23 protein-coding genes are annotated in these 23,019 nt (G+C 29.2%); 3 read left to right on the top strand and 20 right to left on the bottom strand.

The genetic code is table 11. The features are described from left to right. Positions 1-60: 60 nt before the first annotated feature. Both nrdD and JW646_RS11305 read right to left on the bottom strand, forming a co-directional pair. Positions 61-2,190, bottom strand: a complete 2,130-nt coding sequence (nrdD, locus tag JW646_RS11310) for an anaerobic ribonucleoside-triphosphate reductase (RefSeq protein WP_206925544.1) — start codon at positions 2,188-2,190, stop codon at positions 61-63. 411 nt (positions 2,191-2,601) lie between these two features. Beyond that, positions 2,602-3,084 (bottom strand): deoxycytidylate deaminase, encoded by a 483-nt coding sequence (locus tag JW646_RS11305; protein WP_074919860.1) that lies wholly within the window; start codon positions 3,082-3,084, stop codon positions 2,602-2,604. 263 nt (positions 3,085-3,347) lie between these two features. Between JW646_RS11305 and JW646_RS11300 the strand changes: the two genes are divergently transcribed. Continuing rightward, positions 3,348-3,737, top strand: coding sequence for a 4Fe-4S binding protein (locus JW646_RS11300; protein WP_074919861.1), 390 nt, complete (start codon positions 3,348-3,350; stop codon positions 3,735-3,737). 69 nt (positions 3,738-3,806) lie between these two features. On the opposite strand, the gene JW646_RS11295 is transcribed toward JW646_RS11300, so the two are convergent. Then, positions 3,807-4,280, bottom strand: a complete 474-nt coding sequence (locus tag JW646_RS11295; protein ID WP_074919862.1) for a ferritin-like domain-containing protein — start codon at positions 4,278-4,280, stop codon at positions 3,807-3,809. Positions 4,281-4,480: 200 nt separating this feature from the next. On the opposite strand from JW646_RS11295, the gene JW646_RS11290 reads away from it, so the two are divergent. Further along, positions 4,481-4,738 carry a hypothetical protein gene (locus JW646_RS11290; RefSeq protein ID WP_074919863.1) on the top strand — a complete coding sequence of 86 codons (258 nt, stop codon included), beginning with the start codon at positions 4,481-4,483 and terminating at the stop codon, positions 4,736-4,738. Positions 4,739-4,877: 139 nt separating this feature from the next. Further along, on the top strand, positions 4,878-5,585 hold the full coding sequence (locus JW646_RS11285) for a DNA alkylation repair protein (protein WP_228415228.1): 708 nt from the start codon (positions 4,878-4,880) through the stop codon (positions 5,583-5,585). Between the two features lie 44 nt (positions 5,586-5,629). Here JW646_RS11285 and JW646_RS11280 read toward each other — a convergent pair whose 3' ends face one another. The 17 genes from JW646_RS11280 to JW646_RS11200 all read right to left on the bottom strand — a co-directional run bounded on the left by JW646_RS11280 (position 5,630) and on the right by JW646_RS11200 (position 22,993). Continuing rightward, positions 5,630-6,463, bottom strand: coding sequence for a deoxyribonuclease IV (locus JW646_RS11280; protein ID WP_148558229.1), 834 nt, complete (start codon positions 6,461-6,463; stop codon positions 5,630-5,632). An 11-nt stretch (positions 6,464-6,474) separates the two neighbouring features. Beyond that, a complete protein-coding gene (locus JW646_RS11275; RefSeq protein ID WP_074919866.1) occupies positions 6,475-6,939 on the bottom strand; it encodes a methylated-DNA--[protein]-cysteine S-methyltransferase in 465 nt (154 codons plus the stop codon). Between the two features lie 260 nt (positions 6,940-7,199). Next, entirely contained in the window at positions 7,200-8,984 is a 1,785-nt protein-coding gene (gene aspS, locus JW646_RS11270; RefSeq protein ID WP_074919867.1) for an aspartate--tRNA ligase, read from the bottom strand. Between the two features lie 79 nt (positions 8,985-9,063). Beyond that, entirely contained in the window at positions 9,064-10,326 is a 1,263-nt protein-coding gene (gene hisS, locus JW646_RS11265) for a histidine--tRNA ligase (RefSeq protein WP_228415227.1), read from the bottom strand. Next, positions 10,316-11,788, bottom strand: a complete 1,473-nt coding sequence (hemZ, locus tag JW646_RS11260) for a coproporphyrinogen dehydrogenase HemZ (protein ID WP_228415226.1) — start codon at positions 11,786-11,788, stop codon at positions 10,316-10,318. Before hemZ ends, hisS begins: the two co-directional genes overlap by 11 nt. Before the next feature lie 35 nt (positions 11,789-11,823). After that, positions 11,824-12,441, bottom strand: a complete 618-nt coding sequence (locus JW646_RS11255; protein ID WP_206925536.1) for an MBL fold metallo-hydrolase — start codon at positions 12,439-12,441, stop codon at positions 11,824-11,826. Between the two features lie 14 nt (positions 12,442-12,455). Continuing rightward, entirely contained in the window at positions 12,456-12,905 is a 450-nt protein-coding gene (gene dtd / locus JW646_RS11250) for a D-aminoacyl-tRNA deacylase (RefSeq protein ID WP_074919871.1), read from the bottom strand. A 9-nt stretch (positions 12,906-12,914) separates the two neighbouring features. Beyond that, positions 12,915-15,122: a RelA/SpoT family protein gene (locus tag JW646_RS11245; RefSeq protein WP_074919872.1), complete on the bottom strand. Its 2,208-nt coding sequence runs from the start codon at positions 15,120-15,122 to the stop codon at positions 12,915-12,917. 76 nt (positions 15,123-15,198) lie between these two features. Further along, complete coding sequence (locus JW646_RS11240; protein WP_074919873.1) at positions 15,199-15,711, bottom strand: adenine phosphoribosyltransferase; 513 nt, start codon at positions 15,709-15,711, stop codon at positions 15,199-15,201. Between the two features lie 12 nt (positions 15,712-15,723). Then, on the bottom strand, positions 15,724-18,183 hold the full coding sequence (recJ, locus tag JW646_RS11235; protein WP_228415225.1) for a single-stranded-DNA-specific exonuclease RecJ: 2,460 nt from the start codon (positions 18,181-18,183) through the stop codon (positions 15,724-15,726). A gap of 162 nt (positions 18,184-18,345) precedes the next feature. Beyond that, positions 18,346-18,843, bottom strand: a complete 498-nt coding sequence (locus JW646_RS11230; RefSeq protein ID WP_074919875.1) for a gamma carbonic anhydrase family protein — start codon at positions 18,841-18,843, stop codon at positions 18,346-18,348. 2 nt (positions 18,844-18,845) lie between these two features. Then, a complete protein-coding gene (scfB, locus tag JW646_RS11225; protein ID WP_228415224.1) occupies positions 18,846-20,219 on the bottom strand; it encodes a thioether cross-link-forming SCIFF peptide maturase in 1,374 nt (457 codons plus the stop codon). A 140-nt stretch (positions 20,220-20,359) separates the two neighbouring features. Then, entirely contained in the window at positions 20,360-20,503 is a 144-nt protein-coding gene (gene scfA, locus JW646_RS11220) for a six-cysteine ranthipeptide SCIFF (RefSeq protein ID WP_018592136.1), read from the bottom strand. Positions 20,504-20,568: 65 nt separating this feature from the next. Then, a complete protein-coding gene (locus tag JW646_RS11215) occupies positions 20,569-20,931 on the bottom strand; it encodes a TIGR04086 family membrane protein (RefSeq protein WP_074919877.1) in 363 nt (120 codons plus the stop codon). Between the two features lie 56 nt (positions 20,932-20,987). Further along, positions 20,988-21,269, bottom strand: a complete 282-nt coding sequence (gene yajC, locus JW646_RS11210) for a preprotein translocase subunit YajC (RefSeq protein WP_074919878.1) — start codon at positions 21,267-21,269, stop codon at positions 20,988-20,990. Positions 21,270-21,341: 72 nt separating this feature from the next. Further along, positions 21,342-22,463, bottom strand: coding sequence for a tRNA guanosine(34) transglycosylase Tgt (tgt, locus tag JW646_RS11205; RefSeq protein WP_074919879.1), 1,122 nt, complete (start codon positions 22,461-22,463; stop codon positions 21,342-21,344). A gap of 44 nt (positions 22,464-22,507) precedes the next feature. Next, complete coding sequence (locus tag JW646_RS11200) at positions 22,508-22,993, bottom strand: phosphate-starvation-inducible PsiE family protein (protein ID WP_148558221.1); 486 nt, start codon at positions 22,991-22,993, stop codon at positions 22,508-22,510. Positions 22,994-23,019 lie beyond the last annotated feature (26 nt).

Below are 23,019 nucleotides of genomic sequence, written 5' to 3'. Positions count from 1 at the left end.
TATTTCCATCCTTTTACTATTTTTATGTATAATAGAAAAGGTGCATATGCACCTTTTTGTTTATAAATGTAAGACTCTTTCTCCGATTTCTTGCGTACGGCCTTTACCCCACATATTTGAACCTATATAACCACAAGTTCTTCTCATAACTTGCATCTCATCTTTATTTCTATTTCCACAGTTTGGACAATACCACTCTAAATTTTCATCTAACTTTATTTCTCCAGTATAATCACATGCGAAGCAAACATCTGGCTTAGTATTTATTTCAGCGTATTGTATATTATGATATATATAGTTGATTATTTGTTCTACAGCTGGTAAGTTTTTACTCATATCTGGAACTTCTACATAACTTATGCATCCACCTGAACTTATATCATGGAATTGACTTTCAAATTTTAATTTAGAAAATGCATCTATTTCTTCAGAAACATGAACATGATATGAGTTTGTGTAATACATTCTATCAGTTACGTTTTTTATTTCTCCAAATTTTTGTTTGTCTATTCTACAGAATCTTGAAGTTAAACTTTCTCCTGGCGTTCCATAAAGACCAAATCCAAGGCCTGTTTCTTTTTTCCACTCACTACATTTATGGTTTAAATAATTCATTACTTCAAGGGCAAATCTTTCGCCTTCTTCAGTTGTGTGAGATATGCCAAGCATGGCTTGCGTCATTTCATATATACCAACATATCCTAAGGAAAGTGTTGAATATCCTCCTTCTAATAAAGAATCTATTTTTTCGCCTTTTTCTAGTCTAGATATTCCACCATGCTGCCAGTGTATTGGTGATATATCAGATGTTGTACCCTTTAATAAATTATGTCTAATCATTAGTGCTTCCCTACAAAGATCTAATCTTTCGTCTAATATACTCCAAAACTTTTCCATATTTTTTTCTGCCGTTAATGCAACTTGTACTAAGTTTAAAGATATAACCCCTTGGTTGAATCTTCCGTACCATTTATAATTTCCGTTTTCATCTCTCCAGTTACTTAGGTGTGATCTACAACCCATTGGAGGGAATGTTTCTCCATCATAATTTTTTCTCATCATTTTTGCACTTTGATAATCAGGTACTAATCTTTTTGTATTACATTTTGCAGCAAGTTTTGTTATATAGTCATATTTACCACCTTCTAAACAGTTATGTTCGTCCAGTAAATAAACTAATTTTGGGAACTCTTCACCTATTACTTGACCTTTATAATTTTTCATTCCTTCTAATCTTTGTACTATCATTTCTTCGCAAATTAACGCCATTTCTCTTTCATACTCATGACCTTCTTCTATTTCTAAGTATATTGTACAAAATGGTGATTGACCATTACTTGTATGAAGAGTTGATAACTGATATCTAATAGTTTGAATACCAGATTTTAATTCTTCCATCATTCTCTCTTCAGCTAATTCCTTAGCCATATCAGGAGAGTATTTTTGTTTGTATTTATTTAAATATTTATTGTATGATACCCTTAAAAATGGTGCTATATGTTTTATAGTTATTGTATTTCCTCCATATTGAGCACTTGCTATTTGAGCTATAATTTGAGTAACTATAGTACATGCCGTTCCAAAAGATTTTGGAGATTCTACTAATTTGTTGTTAATCACAGTTCCATTTGTTAACATATCTTCCAAGTTGATTAACATACAGTTGTGTATTGGTTGCATAGCATAATCCATATCATGATAGTGAAGAACACCTTCATCATGGGCATGAACTATATGAGCAGGTATTAGTTTTCTTCTAGACATATCTTTTGATACTTCTCCTGCTACTAAATCTCTTTGAGTAGATGCTAATATACCATTTTTATTTGAATTTTCATTTAAAACATCTTCATTACTTCTATCTAATAAACCTAGGATGCTATCGTCTGTTGTATTTATTGTTCTTTTAAATGATTGTACCGCTCTATATCCTTCATATGCCTTAGCTGTTAGTTTTTGTTTATAATCAATTAACTTTGTATATACCATTTCTTCTATTTTGTACACTGTAGCATTGGCATCACGTTCCATACAAATAGATTCTATTTCTTCAGCTATTTCTTTTGCAATCTCTGGTATATAAACTCCACTACCATTTTTCATCGCTTTTAATATAGCATTTTCAATCTTATCTTTATCAAATTTGACAACTTTTCCGTCTCTTTTGATTATATTTAACTCTTTTTTCATAAGCATCTCCTTTTGTACATAGTGATATCTATTTTTATCTACATAGATTAATATTTTAATTTTTTTATGTAAACCTATTGACTTTTATAGAAGTTTTATACCCAGTGTTCCTGAGGTAAAACACTATATATAGTAACCACCTTGTATATTCTATACCACATGTGGTGCTTAATCAAGTGATTTATTTTTAATTTTTCAACTTTATTTTTGTCAATACTATATAATTTTTTTATTTATATTCTCAAATGTAGCCATTTAAGCACATTGGTTTTTTTTTATAATTTTTTCCATAAATTTACAAAATTTCATTATTTTATATTGATTTAAAATCAAACAATACTAATAATATTTTTTCACAAAAAAAGAAATATAAAATGAATTTTTCCCATTTTATATTTCTTTTAATTAACTTTATTTAAATAATATTTCTATTTTTTCTATACTTGCTTCTAATTTTATGCATTGTACTTTTGCTTTTTCAAACATATATTTAGAAGCTTTTGTGGAGTCTGTTTCAGCATATTTATCATCTAAATAATATACTTTCTTTATGCCAGACTGAATAATATTTCTAGCACAGTCATGACAAGGAAATAGATTAACATAAATGCTACATCCTTCTAAAGATTTTCCCCTGGCATTTAGTATTGCATTTTGCTCTGCATGAACTACATATGGATATTTTGTTTCAAGAAAGTCTCCTTCTCTTTGCCATGGAAAATCTTCATCACTACAACCATTAACAAATCCATTATAACCAATTGATACTATTCTATTGTTTTTGTCTACTATACAAGCACCCACTTGTGTTGATGGATCTTTACTTCTCATTCCTGATAATAAGGATATTCCCATAAAATATTCATCCCATGATATATAGTCTGTTCTCTTCATTATTTCCTCCTTTATATAAAATCCGATTAATTTTGTATTATTTATTTTTATAATATAACACTTAACCTCTATTATTCAAATATTTTTTCTTATTTTATCATAAAGTACAAAAATATTATTAATGATTTTTTGGCTTTCCAAAAAGTAATCAGTTGATTTTCTTACTTCGTTGATTTTACAATAACAATCATATACACTAAAAATAGGATGCTTTATTTTCAAACAAATAAATTATCTACATACTTAGGGGAGGGAAAATAAAATTGAAAAAATTAGTTGTTAAGGACAAATCTCTATGTCAAGCTTGTTTAAGTTGTGAACTAGCTTGTTCTGAAGCCTTTTATAAAAAAGAAGGTTTCTCTTGTATATCTATAGGGGTTAATAAAAAAGATGTATTAGATGTAAAGGCTTGTAACCAATGTGGTGTTTGTGCTAAAAAATGTCCAGAAGATGCAATATCTAAAAATGCTAAAGGTATTTATACAATAAACAAGAAAAAATGTACAGGTTGTTTAACTTGTGTAGAAGTCTGTCCAAAAGGAATTATTGTTAAATCAGAAGAAAAGCCAGCTCCATCTAAATGTATGGCTTGTGGAATATGTGTTAAAGCATGTCCTCAAGAAATACTTGAAATTGTTGAGGTTGCTGATTAATTTAACTTTTATTGTAAATATTAAAGATGTAACTGATTCTAGTTACATCTTTTTATTTTACATATATATTTAGATAACAGAAACTACTGTATAAATATAATTGTATAAACTTCCGTGTCTTAATTCATCGTTTAATATCTGAAAAACTTGATCTCTATAATATAAACTTGGAAGCCCTTCAATTATTTGGCCATAAATTTTAACTTCGTTTAATTCTCTTATCATTGCATCTGATATTCCATCTTTAAAACCTGCTGGTGGAATAAACGTTTCTTCTTCTGGCTGTATTTTCATTCCTGTAATTTGAAAGTACATATTTTTAAACATTAGATTATGACGTAATTCGTCATCTCTAATCGATTCTATTATTCCTTGTATCTTTTTTGTTTCCTTCGGTGATAATTGACTTACTGGAATATTGTCGATTAACCATTGAAAAAATACAGAATCTTTCTTTTCTGATACTATTGACTTTTCAATTAACTTTATAGAGTTTTGTAATTGATTTGGATCTGGATGTATCCATTCATAAGCATAACTCATAGCTATTTCCCCCTTAAAGTATTTTAATATAATATATACTTAAAAGTAGAAATTTGTTACTTTATCCACATTAATCCATTTTTAATAATTTTAAATTTTTCATTAATGGCAAATAATTGGATTTATTGTTTTTTCTTCTTACCATATTATTTTGTTTTTTTAGCATACTATTAGTGAGAAGTATCTTAAGGAGGTATTTTATGACTACTAAAAATGTATACAGAAATAAACCTCAATTTGAAACTAATCCAACATTAAACAAGAATTTAACTCCTAATGTTCCTGAGTTTAATTCTAATGCAATGGATAATCAAGGTTTGGTCCCATTATCCAATTCCTCTGATGGATGTTGTTGTGGTCATGAAAAAGCACACAAAGAAAATTCTGATCACGAATGTTGTCATGGAAAACATGCTGAAGGTCACAAGGATAAAAAATGTAACTGTGATCATAAATAGCTAAATATTACTTCCCTTCAATACTTTGCTTCAAAAGTTAAATGTAAGAAGTCTATCTTTATAATAATAAATTTAGACTTCTTTCTTCTCGTTTACTAATTTATTATATGTGATATACTCATTTATATGAGGTGATTGTATGATTAATAATAAAAAAGAAGAAATTAGGCAAGAATTAATTAAATTAGCTGACGATAAATATAGAAGTTTTCATAGCAATTTATGTCCTGGTGTTGAAAATATTTTAGGTGTGAGACTTCCACTACTGAGAAAATTAGCTAAAAGTTTATCTAAGGAAGAGGATTATTATAATTATTTAAATAATGGTGATACAAAATATTATGAAGAAATAATGATTGAAGGGTTAATAATTGGATATTTAAAAACTGATAATGAAAATAGATTTAATTATATAAAAAATTTCATACCTAAAATAGATAACTGGGCAATTTGTGATAGCTTTTGTAATAACTTAAAATTTACAAAGGAAAATATAAATGAAGTATGGAATTTTATTTTACCTTATACTTCATCAGAAAATGAGTTTGATATTAGATTTGCCATTGTTATGATGCTTAATTTTTATATAATCGAAGATTATATTGATGATGTATTGAATACTTTAAATAATATTAACCATGATGGATATTATGTTAAAATGGCAGTAGCTTGGGCTGTATCATATGCATATATTGATTTCCCACAAAAAACTTTAGCATTTTTAAAAAATAATAACTTAGATAATTTTACATACAACAAATCTTTACAAAAAATCATTGAATCCACACGTGTAAGTAAGGAAGATAAAGATTTAATGAGAAGCCTTAAAAAAATAATGTATAAGTAGAAATAAAAATGCTTGAAATAAATTTTATCTCAAGCATTTTGTAATTAATCATTATATACACTTTTTAGTAATTCAATTTCTTTTGCATATCCATCTATTTCATTTGGTGTTTCAAGTAAAAATGGTAAATTTTTAAGTTTTGGGTGATTTATTATTCTAGTTATGGCTTCCAAACCTATATTTCCTTCACCTATTTTAGCATGTCTATCTTTATGACTTCCACAAACATTCAAACTATCATTTAAGTGAATTGCTTTTAGTCTATCTAAACCTAAAACCCTATCAAATTCTTCTAATACACCATCTAAATCATTTACTATATCGTAACCAGCATCGAATACATGGCAAGTATCCATACATATACCTATTTTGTCGCCTAATTCAACCTTATCTATTATTGCTCTTAATTCTTCAAAGTTTCTTCCTATTTCTGTACCTTTTCCAGCCATAGTTTCAAGTAATACTGTAGTAGAATGATTAGGTGTTAAAGTTTGATTTATCATATCTGCAATATATTGAACGCCAATTTCTACACCTTGTTTCACATGACTTCCTGGATGGAAGTTATATAAATTCCCTGGCACCATTTCTAACCTTCTTAAATCATCTGCAAAAGTTTGTATCGCAAATTCTCTTTTACTTTCATCTGCTGCACAAGCATTTAAAGTGTATGGTGCATGAGCTAATAATCGGGCAAATTTATTTTCTTTAGCTAATTCTAAAAAAGCTTGTATATCTTTCTCATCTAAATCTTTTGCTTTTCCACCTCTCGGATTACGAGTAAAAAATTGAAAAGTATTAGCATTTATACTTAGAGCTTCATCTCCCATATTTTTAAATCCTTTTGATACTGATAAATGACATCCTATATTTAACATTTGCTTCTCCTTTATTTTACGTCTAAATTTTCTATATTAAGTAATTTTTCTTTTACATTAAGTCCACCAGCATACCCAACTAATTTTCCATTAGAACCAATTACTCTATGGCATGGAATGATTATTGGTATATGATTTTTATTATTTGCCATTCCTATTGCCCTACATGCTTTTTCATTTCCAATAGCAATAGCAATGTCTTTATAACTTTTAGTTTCTCCATAAGGTATTTTTAAAAGTTCATCCCATACTTTCTTTTGAAATTCGGTTCCTCTAGTCTCTAGTGGCAAATCAAACGCTCTTCTATTTCCTTCAAAATACTCTTTTAATTGCTTAAAACATTCTTTTATTAAATCTGTTTCCTCTATATTATCATTAGTATCTACTTTTGAAAAAAATATATCTGTTATTGATTTATTATTTTCTCTAATCCCTATAATACCTATCTCTGTTTCATAAAAAAATATATTATTCATTATCTTTTAATATAAGACTTTTAATAATCTTATATCTCCTCTCTATAAAACTTTGTACTACTTATATTATAGATATTATTTTTACTTTATTATCATTTAATATTAAATTTTTTCTATTCTTTTTATTAGTACCCTTTTAATAAAATTTAAAACTTAATATAAAACGTTAAAAATTAAAATACTACCCATAAAAATAGCTTCTTCTTAATTAAAACAGGCAGTTCATAACTAAGTTATAACCTGCCTGTTTATTTTAAATGTTATTCTTCTATGTTAACCTTTATAGATAATTCATCTAACTGAATATCATCTGCAATACCTGGCGCATTTGTCATTGGGCATATCGCATTTTGATTTTTAGGGAATGCTATTACTTCTCTGATATTGTCAGCTCCAGTAAGTAACATTATTAATCTATCAAATCCAAATGCTAAACCAGCATGTGGTGGTACACCGTACTTAAATGCTTCTAATAAGTATCCAAATTTATCATTAGCTTCTTCATCACTAATTCCTATAGCATCAAACATTTTCTTTTGGATGTCACTGTTAGATATTCTAACACTTCCTCCGCCTATTTCATATCCATTTAACACTATATCATAGGCTTTAGCTCTTAAACTAGTTTTGTTATCACCAGTTAAACCTTCAACATCTTCATCTAATGGAGATGTAAATGGATGATGCATTGCTATCATTCTTCCAGTTTCTTCGTCTTTTTCGAATAATGGGAATTCTGTTACCCATAATAAATTGTATTTATTTTTATCCATTAGATCAAGTTTTCTACCAACTTCTAATCTTACTTGTCCTAATGCATCATAAACTACAGCATTTTTGTCAGCTACAAATAGTAATAAGTCTCCAGTTTCTGCTCCCATTCTTTCTAATATAGCTTTCATTTCTTCTTCAGAGAAGAATTTAGCTATTGGAGATTCTATTCCAGCTTCAGTTAATTTTATCCAAGCAAGTCCTTTAGCTTTGTAAGTTTTAGCATGCTCTTCTAATTTTTTCATTCCTTTTTTAGAGAACGCTTCTGCGCCTCCTTTTACATTTATACCTCTAACGCTACCTTTTTCATCAGAAGCAGCACCTGCAAATACTCCAAATCCACAGTCTTTAACTATATCAGATATATTTACAAATTCTAATCCAAATCTAGTATCAGGTTTGTCAGATCCAAACCTATCCATAGCTTCTTTATAAGTTATTCTTGGAAGTGGTAACTCTACATCAACATTTAAAGTATCTTTAAATATTTCTTGAAGCATTTTTTCCATTATTCCCATTACATCTTCTTCATCAACAAATGACATTTCACAGTCTATTTGAGTGAATTCTGGCTGTCTATCAGCTCTTAAGTCTTCATCTCTGAAACATTTTACTATTTGGAAGTATCTATCCATACCACTTACCATTAATAATTGTTTAAATAATTGTGGTGATTGTGGTAAAGCATAGAATTTACCTGGGTTAACTCTACTTGGTACTAAATAGTCTCTAGCTCCTTCTGGAGATGGCTTTATTAAGAAAGGAGTTTCTATTTCTATAAAGTTATTGTCTGTTAAATAATTTCTTACTATTCTAGCAACTTTACTTCTAAGTATTAAGTTTTGTTGCATAGAAGACTTTCTTAAATCTAAGAATCTATATTTTAATCTTAAATCTTCAGAAACATTATCATTATCTTTAATATATATTGGTGGAGTTTCTGATTTGCTTAAAACTCTAAGTTCAGTTGCTTCTATTTCTATATCTCCTGTTGGCATGTTAGGATTTTTAGATTGTCTTTCTCTAACTATACCCTTAACTGCAACAACATATTCTGAACCTAATTTTTCAGCTTTGTTGAATGCTTCTTCACTTACATTTGTATCAAATATTATTTGACTTATTCCTCTAACATCTCTTAAATCAACGAATACTAATCCACCTAAGTTTCTTTTCTTTTGTACCCATCCATTTAAAACTACTTCTTCACCCACATTAGCAATTCTTAAATCACCACAATAATGAGTTCTTTTTAATCCTTTTAAGTTCTCCATATTTCCTCCTTCGTCATTTACGCACTAAAAGGTGAAAGAATAAAAAAATTCTACCACCTTATGTTTATGTCAATTATAATTATAATCTATTTTTTAACTCATTTACTAATTCACTAAGCTTTACAGTAGTTTGCTCTGATGTTCCCATATTCTTAAGAGTAGCTGCATCATTAGCTAACTCGTCATCACCTATAACTATTGTATATTTAGCATTTATTTTGTCTGAGTATTTAAATTGAGCTTTTAAACTTTTCCCTAGGTGATCTATATCAGCACTTACGTGATTATCTCTTAGTGCCTTTATTAAACTAAAACTCTTAGTCTTAGCTGCATCACCGATTGTAGCTATGTATATATCTGTAGCTTTTGGATTTTTTATTTCTATGTTATTATTCTCTAAAGTTAATAATAGTCTTTCTGCTCCAAGTCCAAATCCTATACCACTTATGCCTTTTGGCCCTCCAAGCTGTTCAACAAGACCATCGTATCTTCCTCCACCACAAACTGTACTTTGTGATCCTATATCATTTGATATTATTTCAAAAGCAGTTTTTTTGTAGTAGTCAAGTCCTCTAACTATGGTTTTATCAACTACAAATTTTATATCCATTTCTCTTAAATATTCTTGTAATTTCGCAAAATGATCCTTACAATCATCACATATGTGATCTACCATAAAAGGTATATCTTTTATGTTTTCTTTACATGTAGGATTTTTACAGTCTATAACTCTCATTGGGTTTTTGTCTTTTCGCTCTAAACAAGTTTCACATAATACGTCAGATTTAGCATCTAAATATGATTTTAAATTTTTATTATATTCTTCTCTACAAACAGGGCATCCTACTGAGTTTATATTTACTGATAAATCTTTAAGTCCTAATTCATTAAAGAACTGCACTGCTAAAGATATTACTTCTGCATCTATTGATGGTTCATCACTTCCTAGTGATTCTATTCCAAATTGGTGGAATTGTCTTTGTCTACCTGCTTGTGGCCTTTCGTATCTAAAGCATGGAGTTATGTAAAATAATTTTGTTGGTTGTGTATCAGCATATAATTTATTTTCAATAAATGATCTTATTGTACCAGCAGTTCCTTCAGGTTTTAAACTTATTTGTCTATCCCCCTTATCTGTAAAAGTATACATTTCTTTTTGAACTATATCTGTTGTATCTCCAACGCTTCTCGTGAAAACTTCTGTATGTTCAAATATAGGAGTTCTCATTTCTTCGTATCCGTATAATGCACAAATTTCTCTAAATTTTTGCTCTACGTAATGCCATTTATAAACTTCCTTTGGTAATATATCTTTTGTTCCTCTTGGCGCTTTACTTAGCATTTTTCTCTACCTCCTCATACTTTCTTTTTATCATCTCGTCAACTCTGTCTATATATTGTTCAACATTTTTGACGTTTTCTACCCTTTCAATCCTATCTTCATCTGGATATACAAATTTAGTTATAGAACCAGCCCCTAGTGCATAATTACTTTGTTTTTCCTCCATAATTTGCATATTATAAATACATTCATAACCTTCTTTAGAATAACCTATGTTTTCTAAGTTACCTAGCATGTGTTTTTGTCTGTACATATAATAAGGGTTTAATCCCATATCTCTTGCATATTCCATCGCTAAATTAATCATTTTTACCATTTCCTCGTACTGAGCAAGTTCATAGTCCTCAAGATTTTCCTTTAGCTTTGATGTTCTTTTTACTGCTAAGGTATGAACAGTTAGACTTTCTGGAGATAGTTCTTTTATTTTATCTAAAGTATTTCTAACCATATCTAGATTTTCATCTACTAGACCTAGTATTATATCCATATTTATATTATCAAATCCTATTTCCCTAGCTAAGTGGAAACAGTCGATAATCTCTTGTACACTATGATTTCTACCTATTTTTTTTAAGGTTTCATCATTCATGCTTTGTGGATTTATACTAATTCTATCAACATTATTCTTCTTTAAAACTTCTAACATTTCTCTATTTATTGTATCAGGTCTTCCTGCCTCTACTGTAAACTCTTTAATCCCACTTAAATCAAATTTTTCAAATAAACCTTTGATTAAAGTATCCATCTCATTAGGAGTTAAAGTAGTTGGAGTTCCTCCACCAATATATAGTGTTTCAATTGTTTTATTTTGCTCTTTTAATAACCTAGCTACCCCTTGGACTTCTTCAAGTAATTTAGCTACATAAATAGGCTTTAAGCTACCGAATTGCTTAAGAGAATTAGCTGGGAATGAACAATAATAACATCTTGTAGGGCAAAACGGAATACTCACATATAAAGATACTTTATTTTCATCAATTGGGTAAATAAATTTCCTTTCTCTTTTGGCAATATCAAGAGCTAAGTTAATTTTTTCATTACTTATAAAATAGTCAAACATTAATTTTTCTCTTATTTGATGATCACTATAATTATCATCAAGTAATGAATGAACTATTTTAACAGGTCTTATACCTGTAAGTATTCCCCATGGTGGAGTAATGTTAAACTTCTTTTCTAAAATCTTAAACATACTCCTTTTTATAGTTTCCTTTATAATCTTCTTATTTTCCCTTTCACATAGCCCCTCTAAGTTTCTATGCTCTACATGTTCTAGAATAACTTGATAATTTTCACAATACACTGTTTTTGAAAAAACATTGTTATTATGGAAAAATACAGTATTCTCCACAACCATCATGCAATCTTTGCTGTCAATAAATCTAAAATCAGAAGTAAATAATTTAATTAATTCACTTACTTCATATTTAAAGTCATGACCTTTTAATACAACACCTATCATTTTCTAGCTCCTTCTGAAATCCTTGAAGTGTTAATTTATCTCATAAAAGGATTTGTCATTTTTTCTATTTTTAAATTAGAGTTTGGTCCATGACCTGGATAAATAGTAATATCACCATCATGTTTTTCTAATTTTTTAAGTGACTTTTCCATTTTTTTATAGTCTCCACCATAAAAATCTGTTCTTCCTATACTGCCTGCAAATAAAGTATCTCCTGTAAGCATGTGTTTGTCAATTTTTATACACATACTTCCTGGAGTATGGCCAGGTGTATGAATAAACTTTAATTTCATATCACCAACTTTTAATGTGTCATTATCTTTAACATATATGTCAGCATCTAATTCTACTGTATTTGATGGAAGAGAAGCACTTAAATTTTTCTTCTTATCTTTTAGTATTTCTTTTTCTTCCTCGTGGGCTACTATTTTAGCATTTGTTGCGTCTTTTAATGTTAAAACATTTGTTATATGATCTCCATGACCATGAGTTAAAACAATATATTCTATAATTAAGTTCATTTTTTTAACATAATTCATTATGTCAATAAAGTTTGCTCCTGGATCTACAACAATACATTTTTTACTGTTTTCATCTCCAACTACATAAGTATTTTCACCCATGCGGCTTTCAATAATCTTTTCTAATATCATAGTTTACCCCCTACCTAGAATTCTTTTCTTGATTCTAATAATATAGTTACAGGTCCATCATTAGTTAAATCAACCATCATATGTGCTCCGAATTTTCCTGTTCCTACATTAATTCCTTGATTTTTCACCTTCTGAACAAATTCTTCATACAGTGGATTTGCCACTTCTGGTCTTGCTGCATCTGAAAAACTCGGTCTTCTTCCTCTTCTAGCATCCCCATAAAGTGTAAATTGAGAAACAGCTAAAACTTCACCATTAACATCTTTTAAAGATAAGTTCATTTTTCCTTGTGCATCTTCAAATATTCTTAAATTTGTTATTTTATCTACCATATAATCTACATCTTTTGATGTGTCATCATGAGTAACCCCAAGTAAAACCATTAATCCTTGATTTATTTGTCCAACAACTTCTTCATCTACTGTTACTTTAGAAGATGAAACTTTTTGTACAACTGCTCTCATATTTTCCTCCTAATTCCTTACCCTGAAAACATCCTCCACACCAGGTATAGCCTTCAGTTTTTTCATTAAATTTGTTAGTTCAGAAATATCATTTACTTCAATTAATAAATTAATATGAGTTATTCCCTCTTTTGTTTTTCTTGCATTAATTCCATTTATATTTAACTTTTGTATAGCAATCATATGAGTAACATCACTTAGCATACTTTTTCTATCTGTTGCAACTATTTTAACTTCGCCCTCAAATTTAGATTTTTTAGGATTATTCCATTCCACATCTACTAGTCTTTTTTGGAAAAGTTCATCATCTAGTTTACAATTTGGGCAATCAGCTCGATGTATAGCTACACCTCTTCCCTTAGTTACATATCCCACGATCTCATCTCCAGGAAGTGGGTTACAGCATTTTGCAAATCTAACTAAAATATTGTCTAATCCTCTTACTATAACTCCAGAGCTACTTTTTTTCCTTTTCTCTTTATATTCTTTGTCAGTTATATTATATTTTGATAAATCTTCATTTTCTTTTTGTCTATTCTCTTTTTCTTTTTTCTTTTCTTCTTTAAGATAGAAATCTCTTACTTTTGGAACAACTTGGCTAGCCATAATTCCACCATATCCTATAGTAGCAATTAAATCCTCTAAGCTTGGTTGGTTGAATTTTTTCGATATTTGTTCCATAAACTTCTCTACAGAAGAATCTTTTAAAGGAATTCCATATCTTTTAAACTCCTTTTCTAAGATTTCATATCCTCTTTCAATATTTTCTTCTCTTCTTTCCTTCTTAAAAAATTGCCTAATTCTATTTCTTGCATTTGGAGTCTTAACAATTTTTAGCCAGTCTCTACTTGGACCATTTGAATTTGTTGATGTTATAACCTCAACAATCTCTCCATTTTGCAACGTATAGTCAATAGGAACTAATCTTCCATTTATCTTAGCACCTACACATTTGTTTCCAACTTTTGAATGAACCCTGTATGCAAAATCTATTGGTGTAGATTCTGCTGGTAGCTCTATTACATCACCCTTTGGTGTAAATACATAAACTTGACTATTGAATACATCCTCTTTTAGTGAATCTAGGAATTCTTGTGGGTCTTTTACATCTTTTTCCCACTCCATCATTTGTCTTAACCATTTTAGCTTTTCTTCCATCTTTTCATCATTACTCATTGTACCTTCTTTATACTTCCAGTGAGCCGCTATACCATATTCTGCAATATTATGCATTTCATGAGTCCTAATTTGAATTTCTACTGGCTCACCTTCTGGACCAATAACTGTAGTATGAAGAGATTGATACATGTTTGCTTTTGGCATTGCTATATAGTCCTTAAATCTTCCTGGCATTGGTACCCACAAAGTATGAACCATACCAAGAACAGCATAACAATCTTTTATTGTATCTACAACTATTCTTACAGCAGTTAAATCAAAGATTTCTTCAAAAGTCTTATGCTTATTTTTCATCTTTCTATAAATGCTATAAAAATGTTTTGGTCTTCCATAAACTTCACAATCTATATTAACTTCACCAAACTTTTCTTGTAATAAGTTCACTATTCTGCTTATATACTCTTCTCTTTGGCTTCTCTTCATGGAGACTTTGTCTACCAAATCATAATATCCATCTGGATCTATATATCTTAATGCCAAATCTTCCAATTCCCATTTGATTTTAGATATACCTAATCTATGAGCTATTCCACCATAGATCTCTAAGGTTTCTTTTGCTTTATATTTAGCTTTTTCTTCTGGCATATATTTTAGTGTTCTCATATTATGCAGTCTATCAGCTAACTTTATAAGAATTACTCTAATATCTTTTGCCATAGCTAAAAACATTTTTCTTAAATTTTCAGCTTGAGTTTCTTCCTTTGACTGATATTTTATTTGACCAAGCTTTGTAACCCCATCAACTAAGTCTGCAACTTCCTTGCTAAACATTTCTTTTATATCATCATAAGTATAGTCCGTATCTTCAATTACATCATGTAAAAGTCCTGCTGATATAGTTTCTATATCAAGTTGCATTTCTACAAGAATATTTGCAACAGCTATTGGATGAATTATGTAAGGTTCACCTGATTTTCTTAGCACGCCATCATGAGCAGATTTTGCCAAATAGTAAGCTTTTTCTACAAGAGTAGTATCCGTATTAGGAGCATATTCTTTTATTTTATCTAATATCTCCTGTAATTCCTTATCATGCATATAACCACCTATTCTCTAAAGTATAAATTTTATTATATATGAAAATAGTTGGTAAAAAACCAACTATTATTATTGTCTAGTATTTTATAAGAGAATTAACATTATATTTTGCTAATTTTGCTCTTCCATCTAAGTCTTCTAATTCTATTAAAAATTGCATTGAAACTACTTCTCCGCCTAACTTTTCTATAAGTTTAGCTGCTGCTTCCATAGTTCCACCTGTAGCCAGTAAGTCGTCTACTATTGCTACTTTTTGTCCTGGCTTAATAGCATCCTTATGTATTTCTAATTTATTAGAACCATATTCTAAATCATACTCATAACTTTCAATTTCCCATGGTAACTTTCCTGGTTTTCTAACTGGTATAAAGCCAACTCCCATACCATAAGCTACTGGTGTTCCCATTAAAAATCCTCTTGCCTCTGGTCCTACAATTAAGTCTACATCCTTGTCTTTTAAGTCTGCTATTATTTCATTAATTGCAAATTTTAGTGCCTTACCATCCTGTAATAATGTTGTTATGTCTTTAAAGCTTATTCCTTCCTTTGGAAAATCTTCAATTACTCTTACTGTTTGTTTTAAATCCATTTAAAACTCCTCCTAATAGCTTTTTACATACTCTTGTTTTAATTCTTTTAGATTATTAAGTATTACACTTTCATCCAAATTAAGCTTTTTATCAGGTTTTTCTAATAAATATATGGCTATAGTATCCTCTTCATAATTAATTTCAAAATTTAATAAGTTTAATTCTCTAAAAACTTTAAGTATTATAAATGTTTTTAAAGGTAGAAGTTTAAATACTCTTTTTAATTCAGTTAATTTTAGTTGTAATTCTTTGCTTACAAGCATTTGCTTATAAATATTGATAAATTCTTCTCTATTTGGAACTATGTTATCCATAATATTTTTTAAATATATTTTATCTTCACTACTATAATACTTAATAACAACTTCACTATTTAAAATGTTCTTATTTAGATACGAATATTCTCCTTTATTATACAAAAAATCATAAAGAATAATACTATTATATCTTTTTAAGTCTATTTTATCAATATTAGGTGAAAATATAAGTTGCACTTTCTTATTTTTTTCATAAATATAATTGTAATTTATATCATAGTCTAAATCTGTCAATGAAACATCTGATAAAGCTCTATAAAATCCATTTAAAGTATTTGCTATAATCAAAGTCTCTTCTTTTATATGCTCAAATATATTTATATTTTTATCTCCATCCGTATTAATAGCTGTATCATCTTCATCATTATAAATATGATACAAACTACCACTATCTGTGGGACTTATCTTTTCAAATAATTTAAGAGATAAGTTATTTGAAATTGCTAATTTAGGATGAGACAATCTTATATCTTTTAATAAAAATTGTACTTTTCTATCATTGTTAAAATTATTTTCGTCTACTTGAAATAGTACATCTATCTTATCTCCTTCTTGGAAATTCTCAGCTAAATAAGCCATATTAAATCCTACACATTCATAGGATTTTTCATTTTCACATATTAGCTTTAAATGTTGTTTGTTTTTACCCATTTTATAAATGTTAGTTAATAATAAGTCTCTCATAATAAATCTTGGAGACGGATTACTTAACCCAAAAGGTTCTAACTTATGCAAGTTGTCTACTAAGTCTAATGTTGCACTTTCTTCTTCAAGCTCATATTCAACTTTTATATTTTCAATTAAATCATCTTTGTTCAGATTGTAATCTGCTATTTTATTTACTCTTTTTCTTAATTCTTCTATATTTTCTGCATTTAATGCCAATCCTGCTGCCTGCTCATGGCCACCAAATTTATTCATTAGATCTTTGCAACTTACTAAGGCATCAAATATGCTAAACCCTTTAATAGATCTAGCTGAGCCTGTTGCTTCACCATCTTCTATAGTTAGCAATATTGTAGGCTTATAATATTTTTCTGTTAGCTTAGAAGCAACTATTCCTATTATTCCATGTTGCCACCCTTCTTTTGCTACTACAAGCACTTTATCATCTTTATAGTTTTCACTGCTTGATATAACATCTTCTGCTTCTTTATACATCTTACTTTCTATCATTTGTCTCTCAATATTTTTTGCTTCCAAAATATTAGCTATTTCTTTTGCTTCATCTTCCAAATCAGTAGTAAATAACTGAACCCCTAAGTATGAGTGACCTAATCTTCCCGATGCGTTAATTCTAGGTCCTACTGAATAACCTATATGTGATGATCCTATTTTGCTAGTTTCAATACCACATACTTTAATTAGTTCTCTTAAACCTAAATTTTTGCCCTCTTTCATTAGTTTTAAACCATTTTTTACAATTATTCTATTTTCGTCTATTAAAGGTACAATATCACATATTGTTGCTAAGGTTACTACCTCTAAATAATCAAACATTGACGTTTTAAATTCTTCTTCATCTGTCAATGCTTGAATCATTTTAAATGCTACCCCACATCCACAAAGCATATCAAAGGGATAGTTACAATCATCTTGCTTTGGATTTACAATTGCATAAGCATCAGGTACATCACTTTGGCATTCGTGGTGGTCTGTTATTATAACATCTATACCAAGTTCATTAGCTAATCCAACTTCATTAACTGATGTTATACCACAGTCCACAGTTATTATAAGATCACATCCATCATTGCTTATCTTCCTTATTGCATCCTCGTTGATTCCATATCCTTCTTCTAATCTATTTGGAATATAATATTTAACTGGGTAATCTATAGATTTGAAATAAATATACAAAATTGATGTGGATGATACTCCATCTACATCGTAATCACCATAGATATAAATTTTCTCTTTATTTTCAATAGCTTTCTTTATTCTTTCAGTTGCTTTTTTCATATCTTTCATTAAGAAAGGATCTCTTAAATATTCTAAAGATGGGTTCATAAAAATTTCTGCATCTTTTTCGTCATTTATACCTCTATTATTTAATATTTGGCCAATTTCCGGGGAAATATTTATTTTCTTGCTTAACTCTGTTTCTTTAACTTTTCCTTTATGTTTTAATGTCCATTTTTTATTATATATCAAAAGTTCTCACCTCATATTTTCTTTATCCTACATTTAAATATTATAATATTATTAACTTATATGCTATAATCTAGTACTAAAAAAATTTTTATTGCATTAAAAAGGAGCAATTTGTAAAATTGCTCCTTTTTAAATTTGTATGATTTTTATTTAAATTACAAATTACTTGTGTTTTTTTCCCATTTCTACATAATGTAGGGCAGATTGTTTTAAACTTTCTTTTTCTTCATCAGTTAATTCTCTTGCAACCTTTGCTGGCGAACCTAATAATAAAACTCCTGATGGGAATTTTTTGCCGGTTACTAAGCTACCGGCTCCTACCATGGTAAGTTCTCCTATTTCTGCATTATCTAAAACTATTGACCCCATTCCAATTAGGCTATAATCACCTATCTTGCATCCATGAATAACAGCAGCATGTCCAATAGTTACATTTTTTCCTATTATAGTTGGCTCATCATACCCACAATGTACTATAGTTCCATCTTGTACGTTAGAATTTTCTCCCACTATAATTTTGCTATCATCTCCTCTTAAAACTGCTTTGTACCAAATACTTGCGTTTTTTTCAACAATAACATCACCGATTATATCTGCAGTTTCTGCCACAAAAACAGAATCATCAATAGTAGGTTTTATCCCTTCAAACCCTTTTATCATTTTTATTCTCCTTCCAGCATTAGTTTTGCTTGAATCATTATAGAACATTCGGTTCTTTTCTTTTGCATTTCGCAACCAAGCTCATATGGTTTTCTTATATCATTATTAAAGTTAATTGCGTTGGCATGACATCCACCTGAACAGTAGAATTTATTCCAACATTTTTTACAATCTTCTTTAGAGTAAACATGAGCATCTCTAAACATATTGCTTATTTCTTTAGGTATAACTATCTCTTCATCCATTATATTGGCTAATTTAAAATCATCATTTCCAACAAACTGGTGACATGGGTATATATCTCCGTTTGGTGTTACTGATAAATACTCATTTCCAGCACCACATCCAGTAATTCTTTTTATTACACATGGTCCTTGATTTAAATCTATTACAAAATGGAAGAAAGTAAAATCATCTCCATTTAATTTTCTTCTTGCATACTCTTTTGCCAGCTTTTCATATTCATCGAATACTTTTTTCAGGTCTTCTTCTCTTAGTGCATAAGGATTGCTTTCATCTCCAACAACTGGTTCAATTGATGTTAATTCAAATCCCTCATCAGCGAAATGAAGTACGTCTTCAGAGAAATCTAAGTTATCTCTAGTGAATGTTCCTCTTATATAATAGTATTTGTCCTTAGATCTTTTTTCCACTAACTTTTTAAATTTAGGCATGATAACATCGTAACTTCCTTTATCATTAAGTGTTGGTCTCATGTTATCATTTATTTCTTTTCTTCCATCTAAACTTAATACTGCATTGTGCATATGTTCATTTATATAGTCAATTTTATCATCATCTAGTAATATTCCGTTAGTAGTTATAGTAAATCTTATGTTTTTATTATTTTCTTTTTCAACTTTTCTACCATAAGTTACTAGTTGCTTAACTACTTCAAAGTTCATTAGCGGCTCTCCACCAAAGAAATCTATTTCTAAATTTTTTCTATTTCCTGAGTTAGCTATAAGATAATCTATTGCTTTTTTACCTATTTCAAAGCTCATCATTTCTTTTTCTCCACCAAAATCACCTTGTGAAGCAAAACAGTATTTACATTTTAAGTTACAGTCATGTGAAACATGTAGGCATAATGCTTTAACTACTTTTTTTCTATTTACAAAGCTTGGGTGAGTTTCATATGTATCTTCAGTGAATAAAAGCCCCTCTTCTTTTAAAGACTTTATTTCCTCATAAGCTTCTTCTATTTGATCTTTAGTATAATCTTTATTTAAAGATTCTACTATTTCTTCCATAGATTTTTCTTCAAATAAATCTACAAGATTATATGCAACATCATCTAGTACATGAACACTACCTCCATTCACATCTAAAACAATATTGTATCCATCCATGGAAAATTTATGTATCATACTCATAATATGTCCTCCTAATTTTTAATACTCTTATTATATACCTTAAACAAAATATGTGTAAATTTTTTGTAAAAACAATTTATATGCAAACAAAGTGAGGGTATTATTTGTAATACCCTCACTTTTAAAATAATTTTGTTTAATTATCTTTCACACTCTTGGTTTGCAACTGTACAAGAAGTTTTACAAGCAGATTGACAAGATGTTTGACATTCTCCACATCCACCTTTAGCTGCACTTTCTTTTAATGTAGCATTTGATAAAGTTTTTATATGTTTTTTAGCCATTTTTACTACCTCCTGTTTCTAATTAACTGCTACTAATTATATCATAATTCTGTATAATTTGGAACTTATTTGAAGTTTACTCCTAATACTCCGCCTATTCCTCCAGCTATTGAAACAAGTATTGCTTTATAAAGAACTGTAATATCAAATATGTAATTTTCTTTAGCTAAATAAAACATTGTTATAAGTAATATTATATAAACTACACCAACTATAAAACCATATATAAGTCCCTTTTCTTGTATGTGTTTACAAGCATAAAATCCACCAAAAGCTGCAGAAACTGTGGTAATAAATGATGTTACTATTGAAACTGAGTCCGCCGAAACATTAGTATAAGTTAACAACAGATTGTAAACTAATAATACTATTAACGTAATTATGTAAGCATATCCTAAACCTTTTAATATATGTATAGTTTTTGCCATAAAAAAAACCTCCCCTCAAAATATATATATTCCTTAGGGAGATTTAAAATTACTATTTATTTATCTTCTTCTTTTTTCTCAATAGAAGCTATAGCCCATTTTTTAAATGGCATTTTAGTTCTGTTTGGTCCTACTTCTAAAACAACAAATTCATCTTCAACTTTAGCTATTGTTGCTAACATTCCACCTATTGTAGTAACCATTTGCCCTACTTCTAAGCTTGATCTTAATTGATCCAATTGTTTTTCTTTTTTTCTTTGAGGTCTTATAAATAGGAAATAGAAAATTACAAATAACGCAACCATGTAAAAAATAGATATCATCATTTGAGTATTCATATGCTTCACTCCTTCATATGTTTATTACTTCATAAAAAACAAAAGTATAATAAACATTATAACTCAACTTTCTTATAATTTATACCCATATTTGGAGAAAAATTCATCTTTAAAATCTAATAATCTATCTTCCATTATTGCTTGTCTTATATCTTCCATTAATTTAAGTAAAAATCTTAAGTTATGTGTAGATATAAGTCTAGCCGCAAGTATTTCATTTGCTTTTACTAAATGTCTTATATACGCTTTTGTGTAATTCTTACAGCAATAGCAGTCACACTCTGGGTCAAGTGGAGTAAAATCTCTTGCATATTTAGCATTTCTTACTACAACTTTACCTTGACTAGTCATTGCAGTACCATTTCTAGCTATACGAGTAGGAAGTACACAGTCAAACATATCTATTCCTCTTATTACACCTTCTAATAAATCATCTGGTGAGCCAACACCCATTAGGTATCTTGGTTTATCTTCTGGCATTAGAGGTACTGTATAGTCAAGTACTTCATACATCAGTGGCTTTGGCTCTCCAACACTAAGTCCACCTACTGCATATCCCGGTAAATCTAGTTCTAATATTTCCTTAGCTGATTGTTCTCTTAAATCTTTGTACATACCACCTTGAATTATTCCAAATAGTGCTTGATTTTCTGTATTTTTATGAGCTTCTTTGCATCTTCTTAACCATCTAGTCGTTCTTTCTAATGAGTTTTTAACATATTCTCTATCTGCAGGATATGGAGCACATTCATCAAATGCCATCATTATATCTGAACCTAAAGCATTTTGTATTTCCATGGCTTTTTCTGGAGATATAAAATGTTTAGACCCATCTATATGAGATCTAAAGTGAACTCCTTCTTCGGTTATTTTTCTAAGTGGTCCTAAAGAGAACACTTGGAATCCACCACTATCTGTTAATATTGGTTTATCCCAGTTCATAAACTTATGAAGCCCACCTGCTTCTTTTACTAAATCGTGACCCGGTCTCATATATAAGTGATATGTATTACTTAATATTATTTGAGATCCTATTTCTTTTAATTCTTCTGGTGTCATTGCCTTTACTGTTGCCTGCGTTCCAACAGGCATAAATATTGGTGTTTCTATAACTCCATGAGGAGTGTGTAATCTACCAAGTCTTGCACCACTTTGTTTACAAGTTTTTATAAGTTCATATCTTATTGCACTCATATTTATTCTCCTTACTCTGTCTGAATATAGTCTAAAATATTAAACTACTGATTATTATTTATTTCTTCTGTGTCTAAAATTTCTTTTTCTTTACTATTATTATTTTTTAAATTATATAACCTACTAAGGTTCATTGCTCTTTCTTCTGAGGACATTAAATATTTTCTAATAGCAAATATTGCACCTATAGAAAGTATTCCTAATAACAAATCTCCCATTCCTGAACTTTTAGGAAGTAAAATCAGTTTTCTAGCTATTGCATATAATAACACTTCCAAAAGCACTCCTGGTGTATGTAAAGATAGCATTACTACCAATTCAACACCTATGACTAACAATAATGCTTCCGCTAAAAAGCTATTTAACTGGCTATATTCAACTGGAGTTGAAAAGTCTACTATATAAGCTTGATATACACTTCTTACTAAATCCATCATGCCCAATAATACAAGAATTAATATCACTATTGCTAAGGCTGTTTCAAAATTTTTCGAAATATTCAACAACCTTTTGTCATGCTTTTTTATCATACACTCTCCCCTTTTTACATACACTC

The organism is Terrisporobacter hibernicus (genome assembly GCF_020809405.1).
Taxonomy (GTDB): domain Bacteria; phylum Bacillota; class Clostridia; order Peptostreptococcales; family Peptostreptococcaceae; genus Terrisporobacter; species Terrisporobacter petrolearius.
Note: the sequence above shows the minus strand (reverse complement) of the source record. Positions and strands in the feature narration are given on the sequence as shown.

Coding starts and splice junctions, on each gene's coding strand:
- JW646_RS11215 (WP_074919877.1), bottom strand. CDS start 20,931: ATGGCAAAAACTATACATATATTAAAAGGTTTAGGATATGCTTACATA.
- hisS (WP_228415227.1), bottom strand. CDS start 10,326: ATGCTAAGTAAAGCGCCAAGAGGAACAAAAGATATATTACCAAAGGAA.
- JW646_RS11305 (WP_074919860.1), bottom strand. CDS start 3,084: ATGAAGAGAACAGACTATATATCATGGGATGAATATTTTATGGGAATA.
- dtd (WP_074919871.1), bottom strand. CDS start 12,905: ATGAGAGCAGTTGTACAAAAAGTTTCATCTTCTAAAGTAACAGTAGAT.
- JW646_RS11280 (WP_148558229.1), bottom strand. CDS start 6,463: ATGTTAAATATAGGATGTCATTTATCAGTATCAAAAGGATTTAAAAAT.
- JW646_RS11255 (WP_206925536.1), bottom strand. CDS start 12,441: ATGATATTAGAAAAGATTATTGAAAGCCGCATGGGTGAAAATACTTAT.
- JW646_RS11240 (WP_074919873.1), bottom strand. CDS start 15,711: ATGGATTTAAAACAAACAGTAAGAGTAATTGAAGATTTTCCAAAGGAA.
- JW646_RS11200 (WP_148558221.1), bottom strand. CDS start 22,993: ATGATAAAAAAGCATGACAAAAGGTTGTTGAATATTTCGAAAAATTTT.
- hemZ (WP_228415226.1), bottom strand. CDS start 11,788: ATGATAGGTGTTGTATTAAAAGGTCATGACTTTAAATATGAAGTAAGT.
- scfA (WP_018592136.1), bottom strand. CDS start 20,503: ATGGCTAAAAAACATATAAAAACTTTATCAAATGCTACATTAAAAGAA.
- JW646_RS11275 (WP_074919866.1), bottom strand. CDS start 6,939: ATGAATAATATATTTTTTTATGAAACAGAGATAGGTATTATAGGGATT.
- tgt (WP_074919879.1), bottom strand. CDS start 22,463: ATGAGTGCAATAAGATATGAACTTATAAAAACTTGTAAACAAAGTGGT.
- JW646_RS11245 (WP_074919872.1), bottom strand. CDS start 15,122: ATGCATGATAAGGAATTACAGGAGATATTAGATAAAATAAAAGAATAT.
- aspS (WP_074919867.1), bottom strand. CDS start 8,984: ATGGAGAACTTAAAAGGATTAAAAAGAACTCATTATTGTGGTGATTTA.
- yajC (WP_074919878.1), bottom strand. CDS start 21,269: ATGAATACTCAAATGATGATATCTATTTTTTACATGGTTGCGTTATTT.
- nrdD (WP_206925544.1), bottom strand. CDS start 2,190: ATGAAAAAAGAGTTAAATATAATCAAAAGAGACGGAAAAGTTGTCAAA.
- JW646_RS11230 (WP_074919875.1), bottom strand. CDS start 18,843: ATGATAAAAGGGTTTGAAGGGATAAAACCTACTATTGATGATTCTGTT.
- scfB (WP_228415224.1), bottom strand. CDS start 20,219: ATGAGTATGATACATAAATTTTCCATGGATGGATACAATATTGTTTTA.
- JW646_RS11295 (WP_074919862.1), bottom strand. CDS start 4,280: ATGAGTTATGCTTATGAATGGATACATCCAGATCCAAATCAATTACAA.
- JW646_RS11290 (WP_074919863.1), top strand. CDS start 4,481: ATGACTACTAAAAATGTATACAGAAATAAACCTCAATTTGAAACTAAT.
- JW646_RS11285 (WP_228415228.1), top strand. CDS start 4,878: ATGATTAATAATAAAAAAGAAGAAATTAGGCAAGAATTAATTAAATTA.